A 17,334-nucleotide genomic window follows, 5' to 3' on the forward strand; every position below is an offset into this window, starting at 1 on the left:
TTCGTTATTCGGAAACGCTGAGGAACTTGGACAGGTGCTCGTTCACCGCATTGTCTTCCCAGCCGGAGACGCGCGACGAGACCAGCCACAGGTTGGCCGAGTTCATGAAGGGCGCGATCGGCTGGTCGTTGTTGAGGACGGTTTCAGCCTTCTTCAGGATTTCCATGCGCTTGGCCGGATCCTGCTCCTCATAGGACTGCTTCATCAGCGCGTCGTATTCTTCGCTCTTGTACTTTCCGTAGTTGAACGTGGTGTTGGTGCTGACGTTCAGCGCCAGAAAGTTTTCCGGATCGCCGTAATCCGCCGACCAGGCGGCGCGGGCGACGTTGAACTTGCCGCCTTCCTGCAGATAGGCGTAGTGCGAGGCCACATCGAGGTTCACCAGCGACACCTTGGCGCCGAACGTGTTCTTCCACATGTCGGCGACGGCGGTTGCGACGCGTTCGTGGTTGGCGTTGGTGTTGTAGCGGATCTCGATTTCGAGCGGCTTGCCGCCTTCACCGTAACCGGCAGCCTTCATCAGCTCGACGGCCTTGTCTTCGCGGTCGATCTGCGACATCGAGGCGAAATCCGGAACCGGTCCGTCGCCATAACCCGGCATGCCCGGGGGCACGAGGTTGTAGGCCGGAAGCTGGGCGCCGGCATAGATTTCCTGGGCAAGGAAGTCGCGGTCGACGGCCATGGAGAGCGCGCGGCGGACGTTGACGTCGTTGTATGGCGGCTCGCGGTTGTCGAAGACGTAGTAGTAGGTGGCGAGCGACGGGGTCACGTGGACCTGGTCGTTATAGGTTTCGCGCAGGCGTTTGATCTGGTCTGCGGAGAAGTTGTAGACGAGGTCCATTTCCTTGGCCTCGAAGCGACGGACAGAAGCGGCATCGTCGTCGATCGGGTAGAAGATGACCTTGTCGAGCTTGACGTTGGCGGCATCCCAGTACTTGTCGTTCTTGACGACGGTCAGGGTATCGTTCGGCACGTGTGCTTCAAGCTTGAAGGCGCCGTTGGACACCATGTTGCCGGGCTTCACGAACTGGTCGCCGAACTTCTCGAAGTTGGCCTTGCTGATCGGCAACGCGGTGTAGTGGGCAAGAAGCTGCAGGAAGAACGGGGTCGGACGCTCAAGCGTGATCTCGACGGTCTTGGCATCGACGGCCTTGATGCCGAGCTGATCGACCGGGACTTCGCCCTTGTTCACCTTTTCGGCGTTCTTGATCGGGTAGAGGATGCCGGCATACTCGGCTGCGGTCTTCGGATCTTCCAGGCGGCGCATCGAGAAGACGAAGTCTTCGGCGGTCACCGGCGTTCCGTCGGACCAGTTGGCGTTTTCGCGGATCTTGAAAGTATAGGTCAGGTTGTCGTCGGACACCGTCCAGCTTTCGGCAGACCCCGGAACCACTTCACCCTTGGCGTTGAATATGGTCAGGCCCTCGAACATGTCGCGGACGACGAAGCCTTCGATGTCGATCGAGATATGGGCGTAGTCGAGCGTCTGCGGCTCGCCGGCATTGCCACGATGGAGCACCGCTTCGGCCAGCGCCTGGCTGGCACCGGTCAGCAGCGATCCGAGCAGCAGGGCCGTGCCGAGAAGTCGGCGGGTCTGGATTGTCATGACTGTTCTCCCAGTTACGTTTACGGAAACGGGAGAGAAGAGCATTCATTTCGCGGTGGCAAGTCTTATCGTACGGCGCTACCCCAAAATTCGGGTGGTTTTGTATTGTAACCCTGTGACTTGGTTCGAAGATTTCGTGTGACGACATTATGACGAAAGAATATTAGCGCGCCATTTTATCGTCCAAATGCGACGGGCGGCGCTGATGCACCGCCCGCGATGGCATGAGAGATATAGTTTAGGCGTCAAATCCGCGGCAGATAGGTCTGGTAGTCGAAGCTCGACACGGTGCGCAGATAGGCCATGGCTTCCTTGCGTTTGGTATCGCCATAGATGCGCTGGTATTCGGCGCCGAAGATGTCCTTGATGAAGGCGGATGCGCGGAAACGCTCGACGGCGGTCAGGAAGTCGTAAGTGAGCATATCCGGGTTTTCGGGTGCGCTGTCCGGCGTCGTGACCGGACCCGGATCGAGGTCTTCTTCCAGGCCGAGCAGGATGCCGCCGAGGATGGCGGCGAGCAGCAGATGCGGATTGGCGTCCGCACCGGCCACGCGGTGTTCGATGCGGGCGGCGGGGCCATCCTTGTCCGGGATGCGGATCGCGGTGCCACGATTGCCGAAACCCCAGTCGATCTTGTCGGGTGCAAACGAACCTGGCTGGAAGCGGCGATAGGAATTGGCAAAGGGGGCGAAGATCAGCTGGGCATCCTGCATGCTCTTCAGCATGCCGGCGGTAATCGATTTCAGCTTCACCGGATCGCCGCCCTTGGCGTCGAGGATGTTCTTCCCATCCTTGTCGATGATCGAGGCATGCACGTGCAGGCCCGAACCGGCGTGATCACCATAGGGTTTGGCCATGCAGGTCGACTTGAAGCCGTGGCGGCGCGCGGCGAAGTCGACGACGCGCTTCAGATAGATGCAGTCGTCGGCGGCCGAAATCGCATTCGGTTTGTGCAAGAGGTTAACTTCGAACTGGCCGGGGCCGAATTCGGCCGTCGTCGCATCGGCCGGCAGGCCCATGTGATCGCAATATTCGCGCACGGTCTCGAGGAAGTCTTCCATCGCAGCGGTCGCGCGCATGTCATAGAGCTGGTAGCCCTCGACCTCGCCGTTCATCACGAGCGCCTTCGGCGGCATGGGCACGCCGGTTTCGCGGAAATCCGGCTCCATCACGTAGAATTCGAGTTCGGTCGCGACAACAGGCGTCAGACCCTTCTCCTCGAAGCGTTTCAGGACGTTTGCGAGGATGGCGCGCGGGCAGACGTAATGCGGCTCTCCCTCAAGCGTGTGCATGGTGGCAAGCACCTGCTTGGAACCGGCGGGACCCCAGGGCAAGGTGGTGAGCGAGTTCTTGTCCGGGGTACAGATCCCGTCCGGATCCCCCAGCGTCAGCGAGATCTTGGTGATGTCGTCATTGTCGTCGCCCCAGATGTCGAGCGATTGCGTCGAGGCGGGCAGGCGCACCGTGTTTTTCCAAACCTTGTCCTCGGCCTTCAGCGGAATCATCTTCCCGCGCAGGTCGCCGTTCATGCCGACGAGCAGCACCTCGATACGCGCGGAAGGATCGGCTGCGGTCTGATGGGCGGCCTCGGTCGATGCTGTCATGGAAAAACTCTCGCTGGCTTTCAGGGCGAATTTGGCCGGAGGAACGCGGCAATCGGTGCCTTGCCAAACGCGTTTTGGATCGTCATGGTCGTAGCCGATAATGTTCCGCCTTTCAATGCGGGGTAAGCTGGGCACACCGACCATGTTTGGCCGTCACGCCGAGCGCTATCGCCCCGACCAAGGATCCGACCCATGAACAAGCCGCTTACCGCCGTCTCCAACCTCGGTGCCATCGATGCTGCCCACCATCTTCATCCTTTTTCGGACATGAAGAAGCTGAACGCCGCCGGCACCAAGATCATCACCCGGGCGGATGGCGTGCATATCTGGGACGCGACCGGCAAGCAGTATCTCGATGCCTTTGCCGGCCTCTGGTGCGTGAATGTCGGCTACGGCCGAAAGTCGATCGCAGATGCCGCCTATGCCCAGATGCTGGAACTGCCCTATTACAACACCTTCTTCGGCACCACGACCCCGCCGACCACCCTGCTCGCCCAGAAGATTGCCGAAAAGACCGGCCCGAAGATCAACCGGGTCTTCTTCTCCAATTCCGGCTCGGAAGCCTCCGACACCTGGTTCCGCATGGCGCGCGTCTACTGGAAGGCGCTGGGTCACGAGACCAAGACGCAGGTCATCGCCCGCAAGAATGCCTACCATGGCTCGACGGTGGCCGGCGCTTCGCTTGGCGGCATGAAGTGGATGCATGAGCAGGGCAACTTGCCGATCGAGGGCATCCACCACATCAACCAGCCCTATTGGTATGCCGAGGGTGGTGATCTCTCGCCGGAAGATTTTGGCATCAAGGTCGCTCGCGAACTCGAGGAAAAGATCCTCGAACTCGGCGAGGAAAATGTCGCAGCCTTCGTTGCCGAGCCGATCCAGGGCGCCGGTGGCGTCATCGTCCCGCCGTCCACCTACTGGCCGGAGATCAAGCGCATCTGCGCCAAATACCAGATCCTACTGGTGGCCGACGAAGTCATCTCCGGCTTCGGTCGCCTTGGCACCTGGTTCGGTCACCAGTACTATGATTTCGAGCCGGACCTCGCGCCGATCGCCAAGGGGCTCTCCTCCGGGTATCTGCCGATCGGTGGCGTTCTCGTCTCCGACCGCGTGGCGGAAGTCATGGTCAACGAGCTCGGCGACTTCTACCACGGCTACACCTATTCCGGTCACCCGGTGGCCGCTGCCGCAGCCCTTGAAAATATCCGCATCATCGAGGAAGAAGGCCTAGTCGAGCGCGTCCGCGACGACACGGGCCCCTATCTCGCCCAGGCATTGGCCTCGCTGACCGACCACGAGCTCGTCGGCGAAGCCGTCAGCGTCGGCCTGATGGGTGCCGTCCAGATCACCGCCGACAAGGCCACCCGCCGCCGCTTCAAGAAGCCGGACGATACCGGCACTGCCGTGCGCAACCAGTGCGTCGACGCAGGCGTCGTGCTCCGCGCCACCGGCGACCGCATGCTCTTCTCCCCGCCGCTGATCATCTCACGCACCGAGATCGACCAGGCGGTCGATACGCTGCGGGCAGGGCTGGACTGGCTGAAGGATAACAGAGGCGAGGGCTGAGGCTGGCGGTCCATCTCTGGTACGCTCCGCCGTATGGTGATATATATGAGCGATATCACTCGGAGGATGGCATGCGCACATTGGTGGACATTCCAGACGCTGACATTGAAGCCTTGGACAGGATCGCTGCCGAAAAACAGGTCTCGCGTGCTTCATTAATCAGGGAAGCCGTGGGTAACCTGCTGGACCGACACAAGGATGATGTTGTCCTGAACGGTTTCGGACTATGGGCGGGATCCGAGGCCGAAGACGGCCTCGTCATTCAGCGTAAACTTCGTGCCGAATGGTGAATGCTTTTCGACACGAATATCGTGATCGACGTGCTGAAGGGCGTTTCAGCCGCACGGCACGTGCTGAGCGATTATCCACAGCGGGCAATCAGTATCATAACCTGGATGGAAGTCATGGTCGGCACACCCGCCACTCTGACTGACGCTACCCGAGACTTTCTGAGAGGATTTGGACTGATCGGCCTTGACGAAGACGTTGCCGAGCAGGCCGTTATCATACGGAAGGTTCATAGGCTCAAATTGCCGGACGCAGTGATCTGGGCCACCGCCAAAGTGAATGGGCTGAGCTTGCTGACGCGCGACGCCAGAGGCTTTCCGCGTCAGCATCCCGATATCGTCATACCTTACGAACTTTGATGTGCCGCCGTCCCAGGGCCATCACGGCATGAACTGCCCGCCATTCACGTCGATCGTCTGCCCCGTGATGTAGCCCGACAGGCTTTCCGACGCGAGGAAGAGATAGGCGCCGACGCAATCCTGTGGCGTGCCGGTGCGCTTCAGGGGCACGCTGCCGGCCACCTGGTCGAGCTGGCCTGGCAGGGCGTATTTGTCCTGGAACGGCGTGGTGATCACGCCGGGTGCCACCGCGTTGACGCGGATATTGTATTTGCCGAATTCCAGCGCCATGCCCTTGGTGACCGCGCCAACGAAGGCTTTCGACGAGCCGTAGACGCCCGAACCTGCCGTGCCGCCGGTGCGGGCCGCGACCGAGGTCGTGTTGATCACGAAGCCGCCTTGGACCTTGAGGTGGGCGATTGCGGCCTGGGTCGTCGACAGAACCGAGCGGGCATTGACGTCCATCACCTTGTCGTATTGGGCGTCCGTCATGTCCTCGTAGAGCACGCGGGCGATCATGCTGCCGGCATTGTTGATCACTCCGTCCAGCCGTCCGAAGGTCTTCGCGACATGAGCGACGGCCTCGGCCATGGCCTCCGACGAGGCTGCATCCGCCTTGACCAGCACGACGTTGCCACCGGCGGTCTCGATGTCCCGGGCGATCGCGTGGGCTGCCTCCGCATTCGAATTATAGTGCAGGCCGACCAGCGCCCCCTGGGCGGCGAAGGCGCGCGCCAGCGCCTCGCCGATGCCGCTCGATGCGCCCGTGATGAGCACGGCCTTGCCGGCGAGATCGGGGATGGTGAGTGTGGTCATGGCGAAGTCCTCCTGTTGTCGGACAAATTTAGAGCGGCCCCACCACCATTTGGCAAGGCCGCTCCGCGCGTTCGTTCACGATGTCTGCGCCGCGAAGGACCGCAAGAGCCTTGTTCAGGCCGCAGGCGCGCCCGGTTGCTTGCGGACATATCTCGTATAGGCGAAGACGAGTGCGGCAACGCCGACGATCAGGCCGATCGACAGCAGCGGCCGCACAGCAAACCAGCCGATCGCGATCACGGTCACGCCGATGGCCAGTGCCAGGACGAAGGAGATGAGCCCCGTGCCGAAGCCGATCAGGGAGCCGATGAAGGGGACGACGTCGCCGATCACGCTGAAGATCCGGAAGATCAATGCAAAGGCGACGAACAAACCGACAATGCCCGCGACACGGATGACCCATGTGAGCACGACATTTTCGGCCTGACTGTCGGCAAACATCTTGGCGGCGGGTTCGCGACCCGAAGCCAGCAGGAACAGGGTGTATCCGTTCTGCGTGGTATAGTCCTTGAGGCTGTCGCCGTGCTGCATGGCCACGATGCTGACTTCGGGCAGGACGATCTTTTCGAAGCGGATCTTGGTGTCGCCGATTTCGGGCGCTTTCTCGTTGGCGCCAAAATACAGCGCCTGCATCACGGCGCGGCCTTCGCCCGGATATCCCAGCGCATCGGAGGCTTCGGCGGCGGTCTCGTCGGTGATCGGCAGCGTTTCGCGTGCGCCGACTGACGCAATCTGCGAGCCCTCGACGTTGAAGGCCCCGAGTTGCGCCTTCTCGACCAGTGTCTCCTGCGAGGACAGCCAGAAATCGGGGTTTTCGTGACCCGTCGTTTCCTGGAATTTCGAGGAGTCCTGGGCGACCTCGCTCCATTCCTTGGAATAGGTGTAGGTCGTGACTGTCTCTTCGCCGCCGCCGAGCTTCTTCTCGGTCTTGCTGCTCTTTTCCTCGACCCACTGGTACATCTCGACCGTGCGCTTGAGCCCGACGACGCCGGAGGCGGTGATCCCTGTTTCAGCATCGACGACGTCGCCCTCGGGCTTCACATCGCTTTCGATGTGGATCAGCTTGCCCTCGAGGGCCGGGTCGATCCGCGATGCATCGGCGGTGACGACGATCGACTGGCCTTCGACCAGCGATTTATAGGTAGCGACCGAGCGTCCTTCATTCCAGAACAACGCGACGATGGCCGCGATGAAAAGGACGAAACCAAATAACGCGCCCGTCAACGCCCCGCCAAGACGTGAAAACCAGGATGTCGATGTCTTTGTCACCACATTCATGGCAACCCCCATTGCTTCGTGCCAGTGTCTATTAAGACGGCGTTCTAGCAAGTTTCATCGATAGGGAAAGTTCTTATATTGGGGAGACTGGCCAAAGCCGAGCATAGATGGCTACGTAACCCTCGGATCGGCCAATCTCCAGTAGGAGACTGACCGATCGATACGTTTTCTGGTTGGAAAATCGGCGTCGCTCGCAATCAGACAGCTTGCCATGCAAAGGGCAGCGGCGCCTCGCGAAAGGCGAAACGGTCGAGATGGCTTGAGACCACGCCCTTCATCCGCTCAAGCACTTCGGGCGAGTTCGCCTCGATTTCGACGGTGAGTGCACGCTCGTCCGATCGCATCACGGCGATGGCTTCGGCAAATGTCACCACGCCCTTCTGTTCGGTGAGTTCCACCTCCAGCTTGTGCGCCCAATGTTTGCAAAGCTGCTGCAGATATTTCCAACCGCTTTCGGTCGGGACGACCGCAATTGCCTTTGCCATGTTCAGAGCCTTTCGATCTTGCCGACCGCTTCGTCGAGAATGCGGGCGACTTCCAACTGGGTATCGCGTGTCGTGCCTTCGCGCGACAGACAGTCGTGAAGGGCCTGCTTCAGATTGCCCATGGCACGCCGGACCGGGCCTGCATCGGTGCGTTCGCTCACACGGGCGAGGGCGGTGAGGCGACCGATCGCAACGGCGACGTCATCGGCGCGTTCCGACAGATGTGCCTGTCCGGCCTCTGTGATGGCCAAGAGCTTGCGCGGGCCTTCGCTCGCCTGTTCTTCCGCCAGACCCATGTCGAGGAGCAGGGTCATGGTCGGATAGACGACTCCGGGAGAGGGCGCATAGGCGCCGCCGGACAGCGATTCGATTTCGCGGATCAGGTCGTAGCCGTGGCGCGGCTGGTCGCCGATCAATTTGAGCAGCACGAGGCGCAGTTCTCCGCCGTCGAACATCCGGCGCCGTTCGCCCCGTCCACGCGGGCCGCCACCCATCGGGCCGCCGAACGGGCCGCCGCGCATGGCCATGGCCATCATATGCCTGAAGCCTTGGACATGGTCTCTGTCACAATGATGATGTCTCATCTTAGAATTCCTTAAATCGGTTTCGATGACTCTAAGATATATCTTAAAGCGTCCGTCGCAAGAGGCGGAGCAAACTTTTCTCTTTGGATCCTGGGATTGGACATTGCGGGCTCCAGGCCTATCATCACGGCTTGAGACTCAAATATACCTCTGCGGAGACAGGAATGTCGGAACATCGCCACGAATATCGTCTGACGGTCACCTGGCAGGGCGATCGCGGCACCGGCACATCCTCCTACCGCGCCTATGGCCGGGATCATCGGATTGCAGCGCCCGGCAAGCCCGATATCCCCGGATCGGCCGACCCCCATTTTCTCGGCGACCCCGCACGCTGGAACCCGGAGGAACTGCTGATCGCCTCGGTCAGCGCCTGTCACAAGCTCTGGTACCTGCATTTCTGCGCGGTCTCCGGCGTGATCGTCACGGCTTATGAAGACAGCGCCGAAGGCACCATGCAGATGGACGCGGATGGCGGTGGCCGATTTACGGAAATCGTGCTGAAACCGCGCGTGACTATCAAGGCGGGAACCTATCCAGAGCTTGCTCTGGAGTTGCACGAGGATGCGCACGAAAAATGCTTCATCGCCAATTCGGTAAATTTCCCGGTGCGGTGTGAGGCAGAGATCGTAGAGGCGTGATGCTCTCGATCGATTTTGCGCCTCACGGATAGATCAGCACATAATTGAAACCCGGCGCAGCAATTCCAGAATTGCCCTCGAACGGAAGTGTCACCCTTTCGGCTTCCGGGATGACAACGGCGTCCCCCAGGTTGCCCTTGGCCCAATTCTGCAGGGCCTTTGGCGCGGTTTGCGCCTCTCCCCGCCACATCAGGGCCACGGGCCTATCATGCTCCCACCGATAAGGCAGAGTGAGGTTTGGAAACTGCGTCGTAATGACCGCAATCTCCTGCCACTCCTTCTTAATGTTGCCGGCAGAAAGCCAGTCCGGTGTGACGATCAGCGACGGTGCATGCGCTTCTTGCGCAACGAAACTGTCGTGGAACGCCGAGTAAGGCTGCTGGTAGTGGGACGGACGTCCCATATGGCCGGCTGCAACGACCGCGAATGGAATGACCGCCAGCACGACGAGTGCGCCAGGCAGCAGGCGGCGAAATGCCGCCTCGGCATCGGTCCCCTGAGCTTCGAGCTTGAGTACCAGAAAGATCGGCACGACCTGCAGAAGCGGCAATAGCCAACGGTCCCTGAAGGTCGTGAAGGTGAAGACAATAATCATCAACGTCAGGATCACGAACAAGGCGGCGAGAAATGAACCGAGGAACCGGCTTTCCGCATTCTTCGCCCGCCACGCCGAAAGCGAGGTCGACCCGAAGGCAAGGCCGATGACCAGGGCTGCCGGAGCACAGATCACAATGCTCATCTGAAGGAGTTCGCGAAGCCCCAGCACGATCTGCTGAAGGCGGCTGCTGTCACCTGCATCCTCGGCCATGCGGGCAGCGGTGACTGACGAGGCGACCGCGAGGTTGTCGACGAACCAAAGCACATGCGGCAGCACGATCAGGCCGCCGATGACCATGCCTGCCAGAATTCTTGGGTTCAGCAGCCGCTTGAGCCCGTTTGGCTGCGAGAGGCAGGCAACTGCCAGCGCCGGCAAGACAAGGGCGAAATTGTACTTCGTCAACATGCCGAGGCCGGCAGCGGCGCCAAGCAGGATGTAGTTTCGCAGCGTTGGCAAACGGAGCGTGACCACGGCCGCAATCAACAGCAGGTTGGTCATCAACATCGTTGCCGTCGTATGGGTCAGATCGCGCTGCGCCTGCCAGAATGTCTGGGGAATAAGCACGAAGGCGAGGGTCGCAATGGCCGCTGACTGAGGCTGACGGACCAACAGCCGCGCAAGCCAGTAGTAGGAAGAGACCACGGCCAGCAGAATGGCCGATTTCAGTGCGGACAGTCCGACCAGATAGTCGCCGGCGATCGCAAATGTCGCCTGTTGCAGCCAGTTGTAGAGCGGTGGCTGGGCATCGTATCCGGCAGCGAACCATTGCGACAGCAACACCTGCTGCGCCTCGTCGATGCGAAGGCCATGCGGAACCAGAAGCCGGACGATGAACTGAGCGACGTAATAGACGCAGAAAACCAACAGAATGCCTGTCGGGTTGCGCGTCAATCCGTCAGTCAGCCGTCGTATGTCAGGCATCTTTATCAAAAACCTGCCGCACGATGTAGTTCGGCGACGCATCGTCCCGATAGTAGGTGCGGGCGATCATCTCGGCGAGGATGCCGGTGGTGATGAGTTGAACCGACGACAGGAACAGCATGAAGCCGAGGATGAGGAGAGGGCGTCCGCCGATATCTTCGCCGAAGGCAACCTTCTGGATGAAAAGCCAGAACAGGATGAGCCCACTGAGGAAACCCGTGCCGAGGCCCAGCGAGCCGAAGAAGTGTCCCGGCCGCGCCTTGTAGCGCATGAAGAACATCACCGAGAGCAGATCGAGGATCACACGGAAGGTACGCGAGATGCCGTATTTCGACGTGCCGTGCTGCCGCGCGTGATGGGTCACTTCCATTTCGCCGATGCGCGAGCTCGGCACGACGCCGGCCACCCAGGCCGGAATGAAACGGTGCATCTCGCCCATCAGCTTGACCTGCTTGATGATCGAGGCACGGTAGATTTTCAGGCTGCAGCCATAGTCGTGCAGCTTCACGCCTGTGATCCGGCCGATGAGGGCATTGGCGCACCAGGACGGGATCTTGCGCAGCAGCAACCCGTCCTGGCGGTTCTTCCGCCAGCCGACGAGCAGGTCGAGTTCGCGCTCTTCCAGCGCCGCGACCATGGTCGGGATGTCCTTCGGATCGTTTTGAAGGTCGCCGTCGAGCGTCGCGATCAGCCGTCCCTGGGCGGTGTCGATCCCGGCCTGCATGGCTGCCGTCTGACCAAAGTTGCGCTGCAGGGCAACGATCTTGAGATCGAGCCCCGCACGGCCGATGAACTTGCGGGCATTGAGAAGCGTTCGATCGGCGCTACCGTCATCGACCAGCACAAGTTCCCATGTCGCCGCGAAGGCCGTCATTGCGTCGCAGATGCGCTCTATCAGCGGGCCGATACTGTCTTCCTCGTTGAAGACCGGCACGACCAGCGACAGCTCGATCCCGGCGGTCTCTGCCTCGGATCGGTGGTGCGTTTCCATCATCGCATTCACGTATCAAACTCCCTGACGGCCGATGGTACAGGCTCACCAATTCATGCTAGAGGCCGCGATGAGCAATCTTCGGGCGCACGACTATATGAATTCAGAGACGGATGCCAGCCGCAGATCCTGGATATTCCGCAACCGCATAGGCCTTGTGGCGGTTGCGGTCGTGCTCGCCTATGGCGCCTTTCTCCAATGGGCGTTCGGCTGGCCTTCCCTGGTCGGCCAATTTCGCGATATCGGCCCCGGCCCCTTAAGCATTGCGCTCATCCTGCTCGTCGCGACCTATGTCGTGCGTGGCTGGCGCATCCGCGACTATTTTCCCCGAGAAACAAAAGGCGCTTTCCTGCGCCTGCTGCGATTGACGCTCGTCCACAATCTCCTCAACATCATGCTGCCGATGCGCACCGGCGAGGCGAGCTTTCCGCTTCTGATGCGCACGGAATTCGGCATGCCGCTCGCCCGAGCCACGGCGGCTTTGCTCGTGATGCGGCTTCTCGATCTGCACGCCTTGCTCGCAGCTGCCGGGCTGGGGCTGGTGATCGGCCCGGACCGGCCGGCATGGGGCTGGCCTCTCTGGCTGCTTTTCCTCGCAGCTCCGCTTCCCGCCTACATGCTCAAGCGCCCGCTCTTTGCCCTGGCGCGAAGGCTTCCAGGCCGGCTAAGGCATATCGTCGAGGAACTGGAGCGCGGCATGCCGGTAAACGCTGCTGCCTTCGTCCGCGCCTGGCTAGCCACGGTGGTCAACTGGGGTACCAAGGTCGTGGTGCTTGCCTGGGTCCTGACGCTGATGGGCGTGCATCCATTATCGGCGAGTTTTGGCGGAGCGCTCGGCGGCGAACTGTCCTCGGTCCTGCCGGTCCATGCACCGGGCGGCGTCGGCACCTATCCCGCCGGCATCGTCGCGGGCGGCCTAGGCTTCGGAGCCGCTCCGACGGCACAGTTCCTCGGCATCCTCGGCAAGGCGGCTGTCAATGCACACCTGCTGATCCTGCTGTCGGCCTTTGTCGGCACGGGGCTTGCTGTGCTGGCGGCACCCCGCGTCGGCCCTAAGCCCGCAGAGCTGTAATCAACGCCCGCAGCGCCTGCGGCGACTGGCGACGGCTGGGATGATAGAGGTGAAGGCCGGGAAACGGCACGCACCAGGCGTCGAGTACCTGTATCAGCCGTCCATCTCGAATCTCTTCGGCAACCTCCTCCTCCATCATGTAGCCCAAGCCGGCCCCGGCGCGCACGGCCGCCGCCATCAGGTTTCCATCATTGGCGATGAACTGGCCCGGTGGTCGCACCCGGATTTCCCTGCTGTTCTCCTCAAGGTCCCACACCATGATGGCGCCCGTATTCAGGCGAAAATTCACGCAGACATGGTTCGCAAGATCTGCAGGCGTCTGCGGTGGCGGATGCCGCTCGAAATACTCCGGCGTACCGACGACCACCGTCCGCAGCGCGGGCCCAATCGGAACCGCGATCATGTCCTTGTCGACCGACATATGAAAACGGATGCCCGCATCGAACCCTTCGGCAACGATATCGACCAGCCGGTCTTCCACGTTCACCTCAAGCTTGACCTCCGGATAGGCCCGCAAGAAGGTCGGAAGTTTTTGCAGGAGAACGGTTTGGGCGGCATAGGTGGAGGCCGTGATCCGGACCGAGCCGGAGACTGTGTCGCGCCACTGGTCAAGGGCGGCCAGTCCGGCCTCGATGGTGGCAAATGCGGGATTGATCGCGTCCATCAATCTGGCGCCCGCCTCGGTGGCCGCGACGCTGCGGGTCGTCCTGGACAGAAGGCGTACGCCGAGCCGCGCCTCAAGGTTGCGCATGGCATGGCTGAGGGCAGAGGCGGATATGCCGAGCTTGGCAGCGGCGCGCGTGAAGCTGCGTTCGCGGGCAACGGTCGCGAACGCCATCAGATCATTGAGTTCATTTCGCTCCATTCCTGCAAATTGCTCACAAACCCATGCTGTGGGCAAGCGCTAATCTCGTTCGGTTTTTCGGCCTATCTCCTGGGGGCAACTCACCATCCCTGAAGGAGCTCGACATATGAGCCTGACAAACTATCGCACGCTTGGCCGATCCGGCCTTTCCGTGAGCCCGCTGGCCCTCGGTACCATGACTTTCGGGGCCGCCGGCTGGGGTGCCGGAGAAACCGTCTCCCGCGACCTCTTCAATGCCTATGTCGAGGCCGGCGGCAATTTCATCGACACCGCCGACATCTATTCCGGCGGGCGCAGCGAGGAAATGCTCGGGCAGTTCATGAAAGAACGCGAAGTTCGGGATCGTTTGGTGATCGCGACGAAATCCGGCTTCGCCCGTGGTGCCGGACATCCGCATCTCGGCGGCAATGGCCGCAAGAACATTCGTCAGTCCCTGGACGCTTCGCTGAAGCGACTGCAGACGGATTACGTCGACATGTACTGGATCCATGTCTGGGATCGCACCACGCCGATCGAAGAGGTGTTGCAGACGCTGGCCGACTCCGTGAAAGCCGGCAAGATCCTGCATTACGGTTTCTCCAACACCCCCGCCTGGTATGTGACACGGCTTGCGACCCTGGCCGAGACCCATGGGCTGCCGAGACCGATCGGCCTGCAATACGGTTACTCCCTGATCGACCGTGCAACGGAACTGGAACTCGTGCCCGCAGGCGGGGAACTAGGTCTCGGACTTGTCCCCTGGAGCCCGCTTGCTGCCGGGCTTTTGACCGGCAAATACGGTCGCGAGATGCTGGCGGAGGTCGCGCGCCCACCGGCCATGCCGACCGAGGCGGAGGCGTCGAATTCGGAGCGGTCGGCGGGTCGACTCGCCGGCAACAATCCTTTCGGCGGGATGCTGTTCACCGAGCGCAACTTCGCCATTGTCGATGCATTGCGCGCGGTTGCCGATGAGGTCGGTCGCTCGATGGCGGAAGTGGCACTCGCCTGGGTGGTCGGGCGTCCGACCGTCTCGTCCGTACTGATCGGTGCAAGCCGGGCGGAGCAGCTTACGCAAAATCTCGCGTCGCTCGACATTAAGCTCGATGGCGAACACCTTGCAAAGCTGGATGCAGCAAGCGAACTGCCGCTGCTCAACCCGTATTTCATCTTTCAGATGCCGAGGGCGATGTTCTTCGGAGATCAGGCGGTGGAAGCCTGGCAAGGCTGAAACGGCTCGGACGACCCGTGGGCGTCCGAGTGGCCTGCCTCACTGAAACGCCGTCTCGAAAAAGCTCCTGAGCTTGCGTGAATGCAGTTTTTCGGTCGGCATCGCCCCGAGCTTTTCGAGTGCCCGGATTCCGATCTGCAGATGCTGGCTGACCTGCGTCTTGTAGAATGCGGTCGCCATGCCCGGCAGTTTCAGTTCGCCGTGCAGCGGCTTGTCGGAGACACAGAGCAGGGTGCCGTAGGGCACGCGGAAGCGGAAGCCGTTGGCGGCGATGGTGGCCGATTCCATGTCGAGTGCGATGGCGCGCGACTGCGACAGGCGCTTAACCGGTCCGCGCTGGTCGCGCAGTTCCCAGTTTCGGTTGTCGATCGTCGCGACCGTTCCCGTGCGCATGATGCGCTTGAGCTCGAAGCCCTCGTAGCCGGTGATTTCCTCCACCGCGTCTTCGAGTGCCAGCTGCACTTCGGCGAGCGCCGGGATCGGGACCCAGACGGGCAGGTCGTCGTCAAGCACGTGGTCTTCGCGCACATAGGCGTGCGCGAGAACGTAGTCACCGAGGCGCTGGCTGTTGCGCAAGCCAGCGCAATGGCCGAGCATCAGCCAGGCATGCGGTCGAAGCACCGCGACATGGTCGGTGATCGTCTTGGCGTTGGAGGGGCCGACGCCGATGTTGATCACGGTGATGCCGGCATGGCCCTTCTTCTTGAGGTGATAGGCCGGCATCTGCGGCAGGCGACCGAGCGAAACACCCTCCGTGGGCGCGCTGTGGCCGGCCGGCGTGATGATGTTGCCGGGCTCGACGAAGGCGGTGTATTCGCTGTTGCCATCGGCCATGAGCTGCCGGGCATAGGCGCAGAACTCGTCGACATAGAACTGGTAGTTGGTGAACAGCACGAAGTTCTGGAAATGATTGGCGCTGGTTGCCGTGTAATGCGACAGGCGCGCCAGCGAATAGTCGATGCGTTGCGCGGTGAACGGCGCCAGGGGATGCGGCTCGCCCGGCTTCGGCTCGTACTCGCCGTTGGCGATCTCGTCGTCGGTCACGGTCAGGTCCGGCGTATCGAAGATGTCGCGCAGCTGCATGTCGGCAAGCCCGCCGGCCGAGGCTTCGACATGGGCGCCTTCGCCGAAGGCGAAATGCAGTGGGATCGGCGTCGTCGATTCCGACACCGTCACCGGCACCTGATGATTGCGCATCAGAAGGGCCAGCTGTTCCTTCAGATAATGGCGAAACAGCTTTGGCCGGGTGATTGTCGTCGTGTAGACTCCGGGCGACGTGACATGGCCGTAGGACAGGCGGCTGTCGACGTGGCCGAAGCTCGTCGTCTCCATGCTGACCTGCGGGTAGAAGGCGCGGTAGCGTCCCTCGATCGCCCCTCCATTGGCAAGCGCCGAAAAGGCCTCGTTAAGAAAGCGCGTGTTTCGCTCGTAGAGAGCCGTGAGCGCATCGACAGCCGCGACTGCGTCGGTGAAGGTCTGCGGCTCATAGGCTTCGGGACTGATGGAGTTCAGCGGCACGGGAGAAGAGATTCGTGTGTTCATGCCACATTATAGAAGAGGAACATTGACAAGCAAACGACGTCGCACACCGTCGTGGAGAAATGTGCCGCGATCCTCTCTTGGCCGCTGCGTCGGGACGTGGAGCCCTCGGTCAGAAGGTCGGCCGGCAGGCATTGAGCCCGACGGGCGCGCAGCTGGCAACGAGCCCGTTCGATGCATGGCGGACAACCGGTTGGTTGTTGACCACCAGATGGCTGAAGGCCATCGCGAAGACCGCCATGGTCAGGGTCATGATCGTCATCCGCCGTATCACCGTTGCCATCGTCTTGGCCTCCGCGCTCGTCTATGCGGCCTTTATGCACGAAGCGGTCTGAATGCGGCCTGAGAGGCGAATTCATCTGGCGTTCAGCCGGAACTGAGCGATCCCGGGCTTTTCAAATGCTGTGTATCCACGCAATAAGGGTGTCGGTGGGCACCGTCCCGCCAAATCCTCCTTCGAAGAGATGCGCGCAGGTGGAGCACCGTCTCCGCCGCGCGGAGATCTTCGGCAACATGGTGACAACCATGCACAATAAAGACGACAAACCCCTGCGCTTCGGCCGCGTGGCCGCGATGCTGCCGGTTCGCAACATGGCCCGCGCGACAGACTTCTACATCGGCGTCCTCGGCTTTCAGAACGTCTTCCAGAACGGCGATCCGGTCGGATTCATGATCCTCGAGCGAGAGGGAGCCGAAATCCACCTGACACTTCAGCCGGCCCACCGCGCGGCTGATTTCAACGTCGCTCATATGATGGTTGAAAATGTCGATGCCCTGCACGACCTGATCCAGAAACAGGGGCTGCGGGTTGTCAAGCGCTTGCAGGACAAGGACTATGGCCTGAGGGCCTTTGTCTTCGAGGATCCGGACGGCAACCGCATTGATGTCGGTGAGCCGATTTGAAAACGGCCTTACCGAAATGAGAAAGCGGCCGGATC

General features: G+C 61.3%; 18 protein-coding genes. 7 read left to right on the plus strand and 11 right to left on the minus strand.

The features are described 5' to 3' along the window. Nucleotides 1-4 precede the first annotated feature (4 nt). Together ACT53S_RS06700 and ACT53S_RS06705 are read right to left on the minus strand one after the other, a co-directional pair. A complete protein-coding gene (locus tag ACT53S_RS06700; RefSeq protein WP_476066378.1) occupies nt 5-1,606 on the minus strand; it encodes a peptide ABC transporter substrate-binding protein in 1,602 nt (533 codons plus the stop codon). Nucleotides 1,607-1,851: 245 nt separating this feature from the next. Beyond that, on the minus strand, nt 1,852-3,210 hold the full coding sequence (locus ACT53S_RS06705) for a glutamine synthetase family protein (RefSeq protein ID WP_476066379.1): 1,359 nt from the start codon (nt 3,208-3,210) through the stop codon (nt 1,852-1,854). 192 nt (nt 3,211-3,402) lie between these two features. Here ACT53S_RS06705 and ACT53S_RS06710 point away from each other — a divergent pair, with 192 nt between their 5' ends. The 3 genes from ACT53S_RS06710 to ACT53S_RS06720 all read left to right on the plus strand — a co-directional run bounded on the left by ACT53S_RS06710 (nt 3,403) and on the right by ACT53S_RS06720 (nt 5,423). Next, entirely contained in the window at nt 3,403-4,776 is a 1,374-nt protein-coding gene (locus ACT53S_RS06710; RefSeq protein ID WP_476066380.1) for an aspartate aminotransferase family protein, read from the plus strand. A 71-nt stretch (nt 4,777-4,847) separates the two neighbouring features. Next, nucleotides 4,848-5,066 carry a ribbon-helix-helix protein, CopG family gene (locus tag ACT53S_RS06715; protein WP_113378470.1) on the plus strand — a complete coding sequence of 73 codons (219 nt, stop codon included), beginning with the start codon at nt 4,848-4,850 and terminating at the stop codon, nt 5,064-5,066. Beyond that, nucleotides 5,067-5,423: a PIN domain-containing protein gene (locus ACT53S_RS06720; RefSeq protein WP_476066381.1), complete on the plus strand. Its 357-nt coding sequence runs from the start codon at nt 5,067-5,069 to the stop codon at nt 5,421-5,423. It abuts the gene before it with no gap. Between the two features lie 21 nt (nt 5,424-5,444). On the opposite strand, the gene ACT53S_RS06725 is transcribed toward ACT53S_RS06720, so the two are convergent. The 4 genes from ACT53S_RS06725 to ACT53S_RS06740 all read right to left on the minus strand — a co-directional run bounded on the left by ACT53S_RS06725 (nt 5,445) and on the right by ACT53S_RS06740 (nt 8,565). Next, nucleotides 5,445-6,218 (minus strand): SDR family NAD(P)-dependent oxidoreductase, encoded by a 774-nt coding sequence (locus ACT53S_RS06725; RefSeq protein WP_476066382.1) that lies wholly within the window; start codon nt 6,216-6,218, stop codon nt 5,445-5,447. Nucleotides 6,219-6,332: 114 nt separating this feature from the next. Continuing rightward, nucleotides 6,333-7,496: a TMEM43 family protein gene (locus ACT53S_RS06730; RefSeq protein ID WP_476066383.1), complete on the minus strand. Its 1,164-nt coding sequence runs from the start codon at nt 7,494-7,496 to the stop codon at nt 6,333-6,335. Between the two features lie 197 nt (nt 7,497-7,693). Then, a complete protein-coding gene (locus tag ACT53S_RS06735) occupies nt 7,694-7,981 on the minus strand; it encodes a DUF2218 domain-containing protein (RefSeq protein WP_113378466.1) in 288 nt (95 codons plus the stop codon). Nucleotides 7,982-7,983: 2 nt separating this feature from the next. Continuing rightward, nucleotides 7,984-8,565 (minus strand): PadR family transcriptional regulator, encoded by a 582-nt coding sequence (locus tag ACT53S_RS06740; RefSeq protein ID WP_476066384.1) that lies wholly within the window; start codon nt 8,563-8,565, stop codon nt 7,984-7,986. Between the two features lie 164 nt (nt 8,566-8,729). On the opposite strand from ACT53S_RS06740, the gene ACT53S_RS06745 reads away from it, so the two are divergent. Next, nucleotides 8,730-9,203: an OsmC family protein gene (locus tag ACT53S_RS06745; RefSeq protein ID WP_476066385.1), complete on the plus strand. Its 474-nt coding sequence runs from the start codon at nt 8,730-8,732 to the stop codon at nt 9,201-9,203. A 22-nt stretch (nt 9,204-9,225) separates the two neighbouring features. On the opposite strand, the gene ACT53S_RS06750 is transcribed toward ACT53S_RS06745, so the two are convergent. Continuing rightward, nucleotides 9,226-10,722: a glycosyltransferase family 39 protein gene (locus tag ACT53S_RS06750; protein WP_476066386.1), complete on the minus strand. Its 1,497-nt coding sequence runs from the start codon at nt 10,720-10,722 to the stop codon at nt 9,226-9,228. Then, nucleotides 10,715-11,716 (minus strand): glycosyltransferase family 2 protein, encoded by a 1,002-nt coding sequence (locus tag ACT53S_RS06755; RefSeq protein ID WP_476066656.1) that lies wholly within the window; start codon nt 11,714-11,716, stop codon nt 10,715-10,717. The genes ACT53S_RS06750 and ACT53S_RS06755 overlap by 8 nt, the downstream gene beginning before the upstream one ends. Before the next feature lie 67 nt (nt 11,717-11,783). Between ACT53S_RS06755 and ACT53S_RS06760 the strand changes: the two genes are divergently transcribed. After that, entirely contained in the window at nt 11,784-12,785 is a 1,002-nt protein-coding gene (locus tag ACT53S_RS06760; RefSeq protein WP_476066387.1) for a lysylphosphatidylglycerol synthase transmembrane domain-containing protein, read from the plus strand. Here the strand turns inward: ACT53S_RS06760 and ACT53S_RS06765 are convergent. Continuing rightward, on the minus strand, nt 12,766-13,650 hold the full coding sequence (locus ACT53S_RS06765) for a LysR family transcriptional regulator (protein ID WP_476066388.1): 885 nt from the start codon (nt 13,648-13,650) through the stop codon (nt 12,766-12,768). The genes ACT53S_RS06760 and ACT53S_RS06765 overlap by 20 nt on opposite strands. Before the next feature lie 106 nt (nt 13,651-13,756). On the opposite strand from ACT53S_RS06765, the gene ACT53S_RS06770 reads away from it, so the two are divergent. Then, nucleotides 13,757-14,857 (plus strand): aldo/keto reductase, encoded by a 1,101-nt coding sequence (locus tag ACT53S_RS06770; protein ID WP_476066389.1) that lies wholly within the window; start codon nt 13,757-13,759, stop codon nt 14,855-14,857. A gap of 39 nt (nt 14,858-14,896) precedes the next feature. On the opposite strand, the gene ACT53S_RS06775 is transcribed toward ACT53S_RS06770, so the two are convergent. Further along, nucleotides 14,897-16,399, minus strand: a complete 1,503-nt coding sequence (locus ACT53S_RS06775) for an AMP nucleosidase (RefSeq protein WP_113378462.1) — start codon at nt 16,397-16,399, stop codon at nt 14,897-14,899. Between the two features lie 109 nt (nt 16,400-16,508). After that, nucleotides 16,509-16,649, minus strand: a complete 141-nt coding sequence (locus ACT53S_RS06780; protein ID WP_162750568.1) for a hypothetical protein — start codon at nt 16,647-16,649, stop codon at nt 16,509-16,511. A gap of 272 nt (nt 16,650-16,921) precedes the next feature. Here ACT53S_RS06780 and ACT53S_RS06785 point away from each other — a divergent pair, with 272 nt between their 5' ends. Further along, nucleotides 16,922-17,299 (plus strand): VOC family protein, encoded by a 378-nt coding sequence (locus ACT53S_RS06785; protein WP_476066657.1) that lies wholly within the window; start codon nt 16,922-16,924, stop codon nt 17,297-17,299. Nucleotides 17,300-17,334: the final 35 nt, after the last annotated feature.

The organism is Allorhizobium sp. DMC15, from assembly GCF_056314065.1.